At 37.4% G+C, this 14,680-nt stretch carries 11 protein-coding genes, 1 pseudogene and 1 other annotated feature; of the genes and pseudogenes, 7 read left to right on the top strand and 5 right to left on the bottom strand.

The annotated features are described in order from the left end of the window. Positions 1–5: 5 nt before the first annotated feature. Complete coding sequence (locus DD649_RS08855; protein ID WP_336430033.1) at positions 6–260, top strand: DUF2498 family protein; 255 nt, start codon at positions 6–8, stop codon at positions 258–260. A gap of 78 nt (positions 261–338) precedes the next feature. Here DD649_RS08855 and sohB read toward each other — a convergent pair whose 3' ends face one another. After that, positions 339–1,385 carry a protease SohB gene (sohB, locus tag DD649_RS08850; protein ID WP_294106113.1) on the bottom strand — a complete coding sequence of 349 codons (1,047 nt, stop codon included), beginning with the start codon at positions 1,383–1,385 and terminating at the stop codon, positions 339–341. 178 nt (positions 1,386–1,563) lie between these two features. Between sohB and DD649_RS08845 the strand changes: the two genes are divergently transcribed. Together DD649_RS08845 and cobO are read left to right on the top strand one after the other, a co-directional pair. Next, complete coding sequence (locus DD649_RS08845; protein ID WP_294106110.1) at positions 1,564–2,328, top strand: YciK family oxidoreductase; 765 nt, start codon at positions 1,564–1,566, stop codon at positions 2,326–2,328. Between the two features lie 4 nt (positions 2,329–2,332). Continuing rightward, positions 2,333–2,923: a cob(I)yrinic acid a,c-diamide adenosyltransferase gene (gene cobO, locus DD649_RS08840; protein WP_294106107.1), complete on the top strand. Its 591-nt coding sequence runs from the start codon at positions 2,333–2,335 to the stop codon at positions 2,921–2,923. Positions 2,924–2,983: 60 nt separating this feature from the next. Here cobO and DD649_RS08835 read toward each other — a convergent pair whose 3' ends face one another. Then, positions 2,984–3,886, bottom strand: a complete 903-nt coding sequence (locus DD649_RS08835) for a hypothetical protein (RefSeq protein WP_294106106.1) — start codon at positions 3,884–3,886, stop codon at positions 2,984–2,986. 721 nt (positions 3,887–4,607) lie between these two features. Between DD649_RS08835 and DD649_RS08830 the strand changes: the two genes are divergently transcribed. Next, entirely contained in the window at positions 4,608–6,755 is a 2,148-nt protein-coding gene (locus DD649_RS08830) for a filamentous hemagglutinin N-terminal domain-containing protein (protein ID WP_294106104.1), read from the top strand. A gap of 125 nt (positions 6,756–6,880) precedes the next feature. On the opposite strand, the gene rluB is transcribed toward DD649_RS08830, so the two are convergent. The 3 genes from rluB to DD649_RS08815 form a co-directional block, all read right to left on the bottom strand. Next, entirely contained in the window at positions 6,881–7,804 is a 924-nt protein-coding gene (gene rluB / locus DD649_RS08825) for a 23S rRNA pseudouridine(2605) synthase RluB (protein WP_294106102.1), read from the bottom strand. A 176-nt stretch (positions 7,805–7,980) separates the two neighbouring features. After that, positions 7,981–8,601 (bottom strand): L-threonylcarbamoyladenylate synthase, encoded by a 621-nt coding sequence (locus DD649_RS08820; protein ID WP_294106101.1) that lies wholly within the window; start codon positions 8,599–8,601, stop codon positions 7,981–7,983. 279 nt (positions 8,602–8,880) lie between these two features. Further along, the gene (locus DD649_RS08815) at positions 8,881–9,753 is read right to left on the bottom strand and encodes a PHP domain-containing protein (RefSeq protein ID WP_294106100.1); all 873 of its coding nucleotides are present in this window, start codon (positions 9,751–9,753) and stop codon (positions 8,881–8,883) included. A gap of 191 nt (positions 9,754–9,944) precedes the next feature. After that, positions 9,945–10,046: a sequence feature (Trp leader region), on the top strand. Between the two features lie 27 nt (positions 10,047–10,073). Between DD649_RS08815 and DD649_RS08810 the strand changes: the two genes are divergently transcribed. From DD649_RS08810 to trpCF, 3 genes and pseudogenes are all read left to right on the top strand, one after another. Continuing rightward, positions 10,074–11,648 (top strand): anthranilate synthase component 1, encoded by a 1,575-nt coding sequence (locus tag DD649_RS08810; RefSeq protein WP_294106098.1) that lies wholly within the window; start codon positions 10,074–10,076, stop codon positions 11,646–11,648. Beyond that, a pseudogene (gene trpD, locus DD649_RS08805) lies at positions 11,648–13,281 on the top strand (bifunctional anthranilate synthase glutamate amidotransferase component TrpG/anthranilate phosphoribosyltransferase TrpD). The gene DD649_RS08810 and the pseudogene trpD overlap by 1 nt, the downstream one beginning before the upstream one ends. A gap of 1 nt (position 13,282) precedes the next feature. Further along, on the top strand, positions 13,283–14,659 hold the full coding sequence (trpCF, locus tag DD649_RS08800; protein WP_294106097.1) for a bifunctional indole-3-glycerol-phosphate synthase TrpC/phosphoribosylanthranilate isomerase TrpF: 1,377 nt from the start codon (positions 13,283–13,285) through the stop codon (positions 14,657–14,659). The last annotated feature ends 21 nt before the right edge of the window (positions 14,660–14,680 follow it).

Here is a 14,680-nt window from a genome sequence, read left to right as displayed (position 1 = left end):
ATTCAATGCAAGATAATATCCAATACATTACAAAAAAAGAACTACTTGAAAAAGCCAATGATATCATACAGAAACACGATGATTATATTCATGGCATGTTTGTGAATACTGTAGAGCAACATCGCAATACTTTAGTGTTCAAAGGCGAGTTCTTTTTAGATGACAATGGAATTCCTACCATTAAAAGTACCGCAGCTTTCAATATGTATAAACACCTAGCACATATACTTTCAGAACAGTATCGTCTGAATGATGAATGACCTGAAAAAAATTACCGGCTTGACGCCGGTAATTTATATATTAGTTTGATAATAAAATATTTGCGAATTATCGAGCAATTATAAAAATGGTTTTTGGCCACGCTGCCACCAGCGCAATAATAATTTATCAATATTTTCTGAAACGCTACCTGTAAACCTATCCATCACTTTTTTACTTATTACGTAACGAATACTGATAATTTCTTTGGTATCAATCGCATTAATTATCGCATCATCGCTCACACCAATTTGGTCAACTAAACCTTTCTCTATAGCTTGCGAACCATACCAATATTCACCCGTGGCGACTGCATCGATATCAAGCGATGGACGGTTCATATGCACAAACTGTTTAAACAATTCATGAGTTGAATTTAAATCTTCGACAAATTTTTTGCGACCTTGTTCGGTATTTTCACCTAACATGGTTAACGTTCTTTTGAATTCACCAGCTGTATGCAATTCAACATCAACATCATGTTTTTTAAGTAAACGATGAATATTAGGAACTTGGGCGACAACACCAATCGATCCAATAATAGAAAATGGCGCGGCAATTATTTTGCTTGCAATACAAGCCATCATATATCCCCCACTCGCTGCCACTTTGTCAACAGCGACAGTTAGCGGGATATTTTTTTCTTTTAATCTCACTAATTGAGAAGCCGCCAAGCCATAACCATGGACCATTCCACCTGGACTTTCCAAACGCAGTAAAACTTCATCTTGTTGATCCGCAACCGCAAGGATAGCGCTGATTTCTTCTCTTAAAGAAGTCACTTCACGCGCGTCCATACTTCCTTTGAAGTCTAATACATATAAACAAGGCTTTTTAACCGCAGTTTGTCCTACTTTAGCGCCAGATTTCTCACTTTTTGATTTTAATTTAAGCTGTTTCTTAAATGCTTTTAACCAAGCTTTTTGCTCAGAATCATTCATTTTGATTTGCTGCATTTGACGCTGACGCTCACGGTAATTTTCACCTAAATCAGTGATTTTTAAAGAACCTTTAGCACCTTGACGACGCATTCCTGCACCAAATACAAAAACGGCAAGTAAAACAATAGCAACCACAATTGTGACAACTTTTGCTAAAAATAGTCCATACAAAGAGAAATACTCCACAAATTGATCCTTCTAATATTAATCTTTAATAAAAAATAGTCTCATGATTGTAACCAAACAACCAGAAAAAAGTCATATTGCCACATAAAAATAGACTAACATCTATGTAAGATTAGCCAAGAAACACGATTAGTGCGATGATACCGACAATATGTTAATAAATATGATAGGAAAGAATATGCTTCAATATCAGCCAAGACAAGACCTTTTAAAGGGTAAAACTATCTTAGTAACAGGCGCAGGTGATGGCATTGGTCGTGAAGCGGCTTTAACTTATGCCCGCTTTGGTGCATCGTTAATATTAGTCGGAAGAACTCGACAAAAACTGGAATCGGTCAGTCAAGAGATAACAAACTTGACAGGTAAACCAGCCCAAATTCATATTTTAGATTTACTAACAGCAACGAGTGATGACTGTCATTCTTTAGCTAATAACGTTGCAAAGATATCTCCTCACCTTGATGGCGTGTTACATAACGCAGGTATTCTTGGTGTTGTTGCACCCATCACAGAACAACCAACTCAATTATGGCACGACGTTATGCAAGTTAATGTAAATGCCACTTTTATGCTGACTCAAGCCCTATTACCTTTATTGTTAAAAGCACCTACGGCTTCATTAATCTTTACTAGCTCTAGTGTTGGCAAACAAGGTCGTATAGGTTGGGGAGCATATGCTGTCTCTAAATTTGCGACCGAAGGTTTAATGCAAGTTCTTGCAGAAGAATATAAACATACTCAATTACGCGTAAATTGTATTAATCCAGGTGGAACACGCACCAGTATGCGCGCAAGTGCTTTCCCTGAAGAAAACGCTCAGAATTTGAAAACTCCCGAAGAAATTATGCCAATCTATATTTACTTAATGGGTGACGATAGCTTACGTAAAACAGGCACTAGCTATGATGCACAGCCTGGACGTAAAGCAGGTCCAGCGGAGTAACTTTATGTCACAAAACCGACATGAAACACGTCAACAACGCTTAAAAGAAAAAGTTGATGCACGCATTGAAGCGGCGCAACTTGAACGCGGTATTCTGCTCGTATTCACGGGAAATGGTAAAGGGAAAACAACAGCGGCTTTTGGTACCGTTTGTCGAAGTGTTGGTCATGGCAAAAAAGCGGCTGTAGTTCAATTTATCAAAGGTAGCTGGGACAATGGCGAACGTGAGTTACTTGAACCTCATGGAGTTCCTTTTTATGTGATGAATACCGGTTTCACGTGGGACACTCAAAATCGAGAAACAGATACGCTCGCGTGCCTTGAAACATGGCATCACGCTAAACAGTTGTTAGCTAACCCTCAGATCGATTTAGTTATCCTTGATGAATTAACTTATATGATTAGCTATCACTACCTTCCCTTAGAAGATGTCATCACTGCATTACAAAATAGACCTGATAACCAATCCGTTATCATAACGGGTCGTGGTTGCCATCGAGATTTACTAGCTCTCGCAGATACCGTCACTGAAATGCGCCCAATAAAACATGCCTTTGATATTGGCATTAAAGCTCAAAAAGGGATTGATTGGTAATAAACTCAATAGCCAATAACGTTGTTATTGGCTATTCAACTCGCCATAAACTCATTCAAACTAATTAAGCATCAGAATTCCTGCATTAAATATCGCCCTTGTCTGGTTCATAAACGTAAGATATTTTTGTTTTTCCACCATCGAATACTCTTCACTACCTAATTGCCCATAAATACGCGTCATTCGAGAAACTAGTTTATGGTATTGGTTATAATAAAATTGCTTCTTATCTGAATCTGTTGAACCTCTATAGTCATTAAGAAGTTCAAATATATCTAGTGCATACATTTGCAAATTTTCATCAGTAAAATTAGGTGCAGTTAGCGGATAATCAAAGATTAATGTGACTGACTCTTTTTCATTATAAAATACCTTTTTTACTAATAACTGCGATATCAAAGCATCATCACTACGAAGCAAATCCAGTAATTCTTGGCGAGAAAAACATTTCGTTTTCACTTGGCTGACCCCTGTATAAGTTGTCAGAATATTAGGCACTTCATCACCAATAGCAAAATCACAGTTAAATGCATTATTATCAATAACATAATGATTGCTACTATTAATTTTTCCCTTGAGATGATAATCACTCACGATCACATCCTGAGTAGTTAAGTGATAAATTGAAGGGATACCATTCGTACCATGTACGAAATTGTAGCTGTAGTATAGTTGGTGCTGCGGGTTTAATATTCCACCTTTATTATCTGGATAAACCATAAATTTGATTAATTGATTATCTCTCGTTGACATAGTATGCATACCAACACCTAAAAATAGACTTCCAACCGTATGTTTGGGGATAACGACAGATTTTTCATCAATTAAAAAAACGACATCTTCCCCCATATCATTACTAAAATAAAACCGACCACTTTCAGGCTGTATTGGTTGATAAACATCGCAACCAGAGATGCTAATACTCAATATTCCTAGCCAACGCACTAATTGGAAAGCCGTCATAAAAAGCCATAACCTATTTTAATTTTGATCTACATCAAAATAGTGTATAAATGAAATTATCTCAATCTAAATTGAACAATTTTGTGATAAAACATAATTAAAATTAATGTAACCACGAGAAATTTTTCTAATATGAGGTAATTACAGCACTGACGTAACCTTAGAATTTCAGCCAATTTATACCGAGAGATTTTAAACGATAAATTGATGTGTTTCTCATCAAATATGGGAATTTAATTCAAAAAAACAAAAACACTATTGAGTAAATTAATTTTTATATTTTAAAAATATTAATAAAATGAATTTAAATATTACATTTAATAGACATTATCCTATAAAAGCGTTAATTATATTTAATAAATCACAACATCAAAAAAAATATTCATTAGATTAAGTATCAGTTAGATTATCCTTATTAGAATAACTTAACTATAAATACAAAAACATCATTTATACATAAGTGTAATTACCTTAGTATTAATCCCCATCATATCAATACTAGAGTAATTGCTACTTATTGAACAAAAAGAAATTTATTTATTTAAATATATTTAATCCTGCATATTTGTGATTGAACTTACTTTCAACCACCGTACAATTTCATAATCAACTTTAATATTATTAATTTTTATTTAAAGTTTTATTGCATCATAATTTAACTGCAATAATGGATTGTTAATTATTTTAGATTCTGTCTATTTTAAGTTTAAAGGATATATATATGAAAAATTATTTAAATAATAGTTCCAATACACCAATATTGAAAATTAAACCTGTATTTTTATGTGTTTCAATTATATTAGGATTATCGACCGTTGCTCAAGGTGCAATCACATCAACAAATGGTGCGGGTATCTTAACCCAAGGAAATGGCCCTACTATTGTTCATATCAAAGCACCTAGTCAAAATGGCGTATCTCATAATATTTATAGTGCATTTGATGTTGACCAAAAAGGTGTTATTTTAAACAACAGTGCAAATAATAGTAATACACAAATAGGCGGTAGAGTTGGTGGTAATGCTAATCTTACAAATGGCAGAGCTAAAGTTATTTTAAATGAAGTTAATTCAGTATCTGCAACCACCTTAAATGGCATGATTGAAGTCGCTGGTGGTAAAGCACAAGTCATTGTTGCCAATGCTTCTGGAATAACCTGCAATAACTGTGGATTTATTAATACCAATCGCGCAACACTTACTACCGGTAATGTAATTTTAGCCAATGATGGGTCAATTACAGGTTACAATGTTGAGAAAGGAAAAGTGACTATTAATAGCCATTTTGATACTAACTCACCTACCGATATTATCGCTCGTTCAATTGCCGTCAACGGAGTTATTAGTGCAAAAAATATCACCGCAACTGCCGGTAATAATATTGTCAATAATAATGGTCAAGTTGTTGGACGTACAACGGGAGCGGGAGCTCAACCCATCGTTGGCATTGATGTATCTGCTATAGGTGGTATGTATGCTGACAAAATTTCTTTAATCACAACTGAAAATGGTGTTGGCGTCACTAACGCTGGTAATATTTCTGTTGGTAATGGCGGTTTATTGATCGATACTTCTGGAGGACTAATCAATACTTCTGCCAATATAACCTCCTCAGGTTCGATCAACATTAAATCAATGGGTCTAACCAACAATAGCGTCATAAATGCAAATAATGATATCGATATCACCATATCTAATCCCAATACGTTAAATAACAATAATGGTAGAATTGAGGCAAATAAAGGAAATGTAAATATCACCACATTAGGCTATATTACTAATGCGAATGGCGTGATTAAAGCCGCTAAAGATATTAACACGATTTCAAATACACTCGTGAATGATAATGGTTTATTTAAATCAACTAATGGTGATATTAACATTCACTCTACGGGTGCCATATATAATAGAGATAGTATTCAACTTCCCAACAATCCGAATAAAGGCTTTATTGCTGAACGCGATGTTTCTATCAATGCAATTAGCTTACTTAACGAAAACTCGAATGTCACCGCTGGTAGAGATCTTAATATCAAGGCTCAATCAACCGTTGATAATATCTCCAATAGTAAAATAACGGCTAAACGCAAAGTCAGCGTAAGTGCGATGAATTTAACTCAATTGAGCTCTGAGTTAAATGCACAAAATGGTAAAATGGATATTGATGCTTCGGTTTCATTAACTAATGATTCTGTCTCTAAAATTCATAGTGGTAAATTAATCAATATAGAGACTTATAAATTAGTTAATACGGGTTCTATCATTTCTGATAATGGCCTAAGTAATATAACCACATCAGTATTAAGCAATAATGCAGGTTATATTAAAGCTAAAAATTTAGATATAAAGTCTCATGACCTCAATAACCTAGGTGGTTTGATCAATGCTGAAAGTAACTTAAACATTGAAACAAGTGCATTGAATAACACCTATAGTGATGAATTCCAATATGTTAACACCAAGTTTGGATTAACAAATCAAAATGGTGGATTACAAACCAATGATGGTGCAATTACCATTAAAGGGGATACTCTTTATAACTGGTATGGTTCCATTGCTGCTAATATTAACAAGCAGAATATAGCTCGAAACGATATTGATATTATTTTAAAAGCTGGATTGCAAAATAATTATGGAGCAATCACGGGTGCTAATAATCAAAAAATTAATGTCGGTAACCTTGATAACTACGCCGGAAAAATTGCAGCAGGTAAAAACCTTACTGTTGATTCTGCTATTAGAATTGAAAATAGTTATGGGATACTAAGCTCAAATAACACCACAAAAATCACTAGCCCAACAGTAACAAATGGAACTACGGGTACGATTTCTGGCAATAAAGTTATTGTGAATGCAATTCAAAAAAATTAATTTAAAATCAATGAGACAAGAAAAGTAATTACATTTTCTTCATTATCATAAATTAATATAACAAAAAAGGTTATGGGTAACTGACTCAATCCCATAACCTTTTTGTTCAACACAACACTCTCAAACTAAATGCGTGTACGGCGTTTCGCAGTTGGTTTCGGTTTTGATGCCTGGCGCTTAGATGCAGGTCTTGAAGCTACCTCAGTCGCACGCTTAACCGCACGACGAATTTGATTCGCTTTCAGACGTCGCTGATCACGTTCAACAGCAACCTTGCTTTCCGTTTCAACGGAAAGCCCAACTAATTCTCTTAGGTAATTTGTTTGCTCGAGACCTAATTCAGTCCAACCACCACGAGGAAGCCCTTTAGGTAAATCAATATCACCGTAACGTACACGGATCAAGCGACTAACTTGAACACCTACAGATTCCCATAAGCGACGAACTTCACGGTTACGTCCTTCAGTTAAAGTCACGTTATACCACTGGTTCATACCTTCACCACCACGGTATGAAACAGTTTTAAAAGAGGCAGGACCATCTTCTAATTGAACACCCATCGTTAATTGACGAATTTTCGCATCATTAATTTCACCGAAAACACGAACCGCGTATTCACGCTCAACTTCACGACTTGGATGCATCAATCTGTTTGCTAATTCACCATCTGTCGTAAACAACAACAGACCACTCGTATTAACATCGAGACGCCCTACCGCTATCCATCTTGCTCCTGTGAGCTTAGGCAAACGAGTAAATACTGTTGGACGACCTTCAGGATCATGACGTGTACATAATTCACCTTCAGGCTTATAGTACGCCATAACGCGGCAAATTTCTTTTTCAGGCTCTTTAATCGCTAACAGGCGACCATCTAACCGAATTTTAGTTGATGCTGTAACTTCAACCCGATCGCCCAATGTTGCAATTTTACCATCAACACTGACTCGACCAGCTTGTAAAAATGTCTCAACTTCTCGACGGGAACCATGCCCAGAGCGAGCTAGAATTTTTTGTAACTTTTCAGTCTTTTGCGATTTATCGCTCATATAACCCTCTTACTGTCGCCTTCACAGGCGTCAAATAACTTGCTGTACTAAACTTAAGGCCTAGCACAAAAAAGTATAAATTTAAAAACCCGCGCATTATACACAGGTTTGCAGTGAACCCCTATTACTAATCTTTGCGACTCTTTGCAACAATAAATCTCAGTAAAATCGATTTCTTATTCAAATGGTGATGGGTCACCAGTACCGACTCGCAGAACAACAGGAGTATCATCGGTAAAATCAATAACTGTTGTTGGCTTTTGCCCGATATAGCCACCATGAATAACTAAATCCACTTGTTTATCAAGTAAATCACGGATTTCTTCTGGATCTGATTGGGTAAAGTCATCACCAGGCATAATAAGACTCGTGGACATTAATGGCTCGCCAACCGCCTCTAACAAATCCCGTGCGATTGGATTTGAAGGCACTCGTAACCCAATCGTTTTACGTTTTTCATTCATCAAACGGCGTGGGACTTCTTTCGTTCCACGCAAGATAAAAGTATAGTTGCCAGGCGTATTATTTTTAATCAGGCGAAATACCGTATTATCAACATGCGCATAATTAGAAATCTCAGATAGATCACGACACATCAAAGTGAAATTATGATTAACATCGATTTTGCGGATGCGACAAATTCGTGCAAGTGCGTCTTTATCTTCTAAGCGACACCCGATGGCATAACCGGAATCTGTCGGATAAACAACAACTCCACCTTTATTTAAGATATCAACACTTTGGCTAATTAATCTAGCTTGTGGATTATCCGGGTGAATGTAAAAAAACTGACTCATACATACCTCTAATATTTGATATCGATGCATCACTTAGTAAAATGATTATAGTAATGCCATCTACTTTCAAAACTTTAATGTATTGAGAAAAATAAGGTAATTATCAATACATTTATCTAATAGATTATCTAATCCAAACCCCAATCTAATCAAATAACATCATCGTTTTGGGTGTAATACCGTATTGCAACCTATAGTAAGCTTAATTTACGGTAAGTTAATATTATTATTCTACACCGCATCGATAAGACATCAAAGTTTCAAACTGTTTTACTTGATTTAATCTGTTTTGACATCATTCCAAAGCGTCCAAACAGCTTGAGTATCATCTGGCAGCCATAAATTCCGACCTAACTCTATCCATGAACAGGGGCGGTGAAAATCTGAACCCACTGACGTTCTCAAATCTGCTGTTTTCGCAAGCTCAGCCAAAAATTGTTTTTCATGTGGGGGTTGCTGACAATGTGAAACCTCCATCGCATCACCCTGACATTCTTTAAAATGAGCAATGACTCGCTTTAACCATTTATTTGATAGTTGATACTTAGACGGATGGGCAAGTACAGCAACACCGCCCGCAGCATGAATCGCTTCTATCGAATCTTGAATACTGCACCATTGAGCTGGAGCATAGCCTGTTTTACCTTTCGATAAATAACGTTTAAATACTTTATTAATATTTTTTTCTTTACCAATTTGAACCAAATGTTGAGCAAAATGTGCGCGTGTTACTTGCCCTCCACCTGATAATTTAACCGCATTCTCCCAAGCATCATCGATACCTGCTTTTTGTAATCGCCTACCTATTTCTTGCCCTCGTTCTAGCCGACGTGCCGATTGTTCATTCAACAAATTTTTCATTGAGTTAGCAGAGACTGAGAAATTTAACCCCACAATATGAATTTCTATATTTTCCCATAGAGTCGAGATTTCAACGCCATTAATTAGTTCGATTGGCCGTTGATTTTCAAGAATATAATCTCTGGCTTGAATAAGCCCATCACAAGTATCGTGGTCGGTAATCGATAGAATATTTATGCTCATTTCTATCGCACGCTCGACTAATTCAACAGGGGTCAGATTGCCATCTGAAGCATTCGTGTGACTATGCAAATCATAGCGAGTTAGTAATGGTGTCGAGACTTGCGACATAATTATAGCTACTCCATTTTTTATATTTTAACTATTTTTCTGAAATCACATTTCTGAAATCATTAATAAAAATCCTTGACACAAAGCGCGCGATCCAGTTTACTAGTACGCAAGATAGCTTATAGCTAAAAGATTTAAAATTAAACCCTGTTTATCCAGTGAGGCATTATATGAATTTATGTAATTTATCAAATCGTTGGTGGCGTGACTTCCCAAATTGGGCGGAAGCTGCACACGCATAGATTAATCATGCCTCAGTGCCGAACCCGCTCTTATATAGCGGGTTTTTTAATGTCTGAAATTAGCGTAAAGGCAACAAAATGAACAAACAAAACACCACATTAGCACATTTTAATTATCTGGATAGCCCAATTAACTACCAACCAGATCCAACATTGCTGTTTAATCACTTATGTCAAAATAAGCCTTCAACCATGTTGTTGGAATCTGCTGAAATTAATAATAAAGCAAACCTACAAAGTTTATTGATTGTTGAAAGCTCGTTACGTATTCGTGCCTTTGGCCAACGTGTTGAAATTGAAGCCTTAACAGATAACGGCCGTGCATTATTACCTTTAATACTCTCACAATTAACCGACCATATAGAAAGTAGCACAATAACTATTGATAATTTAGTGGTTATCTTTACTACGCCAAATAATGATATAGATGAAGATAGTCGTTTAAAAGCTTCATCTTGTTTAGATGTATTACGTTCGTTACCTGCACTGGCGCAAGCCCATTCAAGCAAACCTGAAAATATTTTTATCGGTGGATTATTTGCTTATGACTTAGTGGCAAATTTTGAGTCATTGCCTCGTGTTAAAACAATTAATAACTGTCCTGATTACTGTTTTTTTGTCGCTGAGCACTATTTAGTGATCGACCATCAGAACCAAGCTGCTCGTATTAAAAGCTGCATTTTTACTGATAACAAATTACATATTGAAACACTGACACAACGTCATCATCAAATAATTGCTGCTTGCCGCCCTTTTTTACCCGCACTACCACCTGAGTCTCTGGTGAATTTTACGGTTAGCATTAATAAAGATGATAGCGAATATGGCACCGTGGTTTCTTCATTAAAAGAAGCTATTTATCGTGGCGATATTTTTCAAGTCGTCCCATCACGTAAATTCACTATGCCATGCTTATATCCGCTCATCGCTTATCAGAAGCTTAAAGCACAAAACCCAAGCCCTTATATGTTTTATATGCAAGATAGCGATTTCACATTATTTGGTGCCTCTCCAGAAAGCGCGTTGAAATATAACGCTGACAGCCGAAAGGTAGAGATCTACCCTATTGCAGGAACGCGGCCTCGTGGCCGTAATGCACAAGGAGAAATTGACCTTGATCTCGATAGCCGTATCGAACTGTCTATGCGTACCGATGAAAAAGAACTCGCAGAACACATTATGTTAGTTGACCTTGCTCGTAATGATCTCGCTCGTATATGTGAGGCGGGTAGCCGTTATGTCGCTAATTTAACGAAAGTGGATCGCTACTCTTTCGTTATGCACTTAGTGTCGCATGTAGTAGGTAAATTACGCAGCGACCTTGATGTTTTCCATGCATATCAAGCTTGTATGAACATGGGCACATTAACAGGAGCACCAAAAGTGAAGGCGATGCAATTGATTGCACAATATGAACAAGAACGTCGTGGCTCTTATGGTGGTGCTGTTGGTTATTTCAACGGAAAAGGTGATTTTGATACTTGCATCGTTATTCGTTCGGCTTATGTCGAAAATGGCATTGCGACGGTACAAGCAGGCGGTGGCGTTGTTCTTGATTCCTCTCCTCAAGCTGAAGCTGATGAAACCCGTAATAAAGCACGCGCGGTTATTCGCGCTATTGCCCAAGCACACCAAGTTAAGGAGTTATTCTAATGGCGAATATTTTATTGCTAGATAACGTTGATTCCTTTACTTACAACTTAGTCGATCAACTCCGTTGTAGTGGTCATCAAGTCGTGATTTATCGTAACACTGTACCGGTTGAACATATTTTATCTGTCTTAAACGGTATGGAGTCGCCTATTTTGGTTTTATCTCCAGGCCCAGGAAAGCCAAGTGAAGCTGGCTCAATGCCTGAAGTCCTAAGCAAAATAAAAGGTCAAATTCCTATTATTGGAATTTGCTTGGGTCATCAAGCCATTATAGAAGCATACGGCGGCACCGTTTCAGCGGCAGGAGAAATACTGCATGGTAAGTCATCAATGACAACCCATGATGAATTAGCGATGTTTTCAGGTTTAGAGAATCCAATTTCTGTTGCTCGCTATCATTCACTGGTCGGTAGTCAAATTCCTGAATCTTTAACTATCTGCGCGCAATCAAATGGCATGGTCATGGCAGTACGCAATGATAACGACCGCGTTTGCGGTTTTCAGTTTCATCCTGAGTCTATCTTAACCACACAGGGAAAATTGTTGTTAGAAAATACAGTGGCGTGGGCTCTTTCTGCTCCCAATCAAAAAACAACACAACATTCGCACTAATGGGAAAGAGAGAATCAATCATGCAAAATATTTACGATAAATTATTTAATGGCAAAGCAATAACACAGCAAGAGAGCCAATTTTTATTTAATGCCATTATTCAAGGTGAGCTGACCGAATCACAACTAGCTGCCGTGCTTATCAGTATGAAAATGCGGGGTGAGCAACCACAAGAAATCGCAGGTGCTGCATTAGCTTGTTTAGAAAACGCGCAGCCTTTCCCTCGTCCCGATTATCAATTTAGTGATATTGTAGGTACGGGTGGTGATGGCGCAAATAGTATCAACATTTCGACAGCGAGCGCGTTTGTTGCCGCCGCATCGGGGATCAAAGTGGCGAAACATGGTAACCGTAGTGTTTCTAGTCGCTCAGGTTCATCAGATTTATTATCTGCATTTGGTATTGCATTAGATTTGAGTGCACAAAGTGCGCGTGATGCTCTTGATGATTTAGGCGTGTGTTTTCTATTCGCGCCGCAGTATCACAGTGGATTTCGCCATGCTGCACCTGTACGCACTCAATTAAAAACAAGAACACTGTTTAATGTACTCGGCCCATTAATTAACCCTGCGCGGCCGCCGCTAGCGTTAATTGGCGTCTATCAAGCATCCCTTGTAGAGCCTGTAGCCAAAACATTACAAATGCTTGGTTTCACCCGTGCAGCAGTAGTTCACAGTGGTGGAATGGATGAGGTTTCTTTACATGCCACGACCCAAGTTGCAGAGCTTAAAGATGGAGCTTTACGCCAATACCAACTCACTGCCGATGACTTTGGTTTAATGCCTTATCAAATCCGTGATTTAGAAGGTGGAACGCCCGATGAAAATCGCATTTTACTCAGCAATCTGCTACAAGGTCATGGTGAAGCTGCTCATGAATCTGCGGTAGCAGCAAATGTGGCCATGTTAATGCGCATTAATGGTCATGAAAACTTGAAAGAAAATAGCGAACACGCATTAAATATTATTCGTAGTGGCAAGTCTTTTGATCTTGTCACTGCACTAGCTGCAAGGGATCACTAAAATGAAAGCAACCGTATTACAAAAAATTGTTGATGATAAATTTGTTTATCTCGCAGAGCGAAAAATTACGCAACCATTAGATAGTTTCATCACTAAAGTTGAACCGAGTCGCCGTAATTTTTATCAAGCGTTAAGCGCAAAACGCCCTGTATTCATTTTAGAGTGTAAGAAGGCCTCTCCTTCAAAAGGATTAATTAGACAGGATTTTAATCCTGAACTGATCGCTAAAACATATGCGCCTTACGCTTCTGCAATTTCTGTATTAACTGATGAAAAATATTTTCAAGGTAATATGGAGTATTTAACGATAGTGAGTAATACCGTTAAGCAACCTGTGTTATGCAAAGATTTCATCGTTGATTCATATCAAATTTATCTTGCTCGTTACTATCAAGCAGATGCTATTTTACTTATGTTATCCGTGCTTAATAATGAGGAATATATTGCACTAGCAGATGTTGCGCATCAATTAAACATGGGTGTGCTAACTGAGGTTAGTAATGAGGAAGAGTTAGAGCGCGCGATAAAATTAAACGCTAAAGTCGTTGGTATTAATAACCGAGATTTACGCGATTTATCTATCGATTTAAATCGTACTCGTCAATTAGCACCCCGCTTAGCCAAAGAGACTATTGTGATAAGCGAATCAGGTATCAACCGACATCAGCATATTCGCGAATTAAGTGATGTTGCTAATGGGTTTTTAATTGGTAGTGCGTTGATGGAACAAGATAACCTAGAGTTAGCACTACAAACATTACTTGTGGGTGAGCATAAAGTCTGTGGCTTGACCCGAGAGCAAGATGCAAAAGCTGCGTTAACTGCAGGCGCCAGTTTTGGTGGGCTAATTTTTGCTGAAAAATCCCCACGAAAAGTGACATTGTCACAAGCAAAGCAGATTGTTCACTCAGTTCCATTAAAATTTGTAGGTGTTTTTCGTAATCAATCCATAGACTTTGTTTCACATATCGCAAGCCAACTCGCACTATCCGCGGTACAGCTTCATGGTAGTGAATCCGCAGATTATATTGAACAACTTCGCGGTCTCCTTCCTGAGCATTGTGAAATCTGGAAAGCCGTTGATATGTCACAATCTCATTTTTCGGACTATGAACAAGCACAAGTCGATGTATTACTACTTGATAACGGCAATGGTGGTACAGGAAAAACATTTGATTGGACGACAATCCCGACAACCATAAAGCATCGGATCATGATAGCTGGTGGTTTAAATATAGAAAATTGCCGACAAGCCGCGCAATTAGTGTGTAACGGGCTCGATTTCAATACAGGTGTTGAAATTGAACCTGGAATTAAAAGTGAAGAAAAAATAAATCAAATTTTTACATCACTAAAAGCGGAACAAGCCCTTATTTAAATATCGTTGATTCAATATCAA

Source organism: Providencia sp. (assembly GCF_003533305.1).
Lineage (GTDB): Bacteria > Pseudomonadota > Gammaproteobacteria > Enterobacterales > Enterobacteriaceae > Providencia.
The sequence above is the reverse complement of the archived record's forward strand: the minus strand, read 5'-3'. Positions and strand labels throughout refer to the sequence as shown.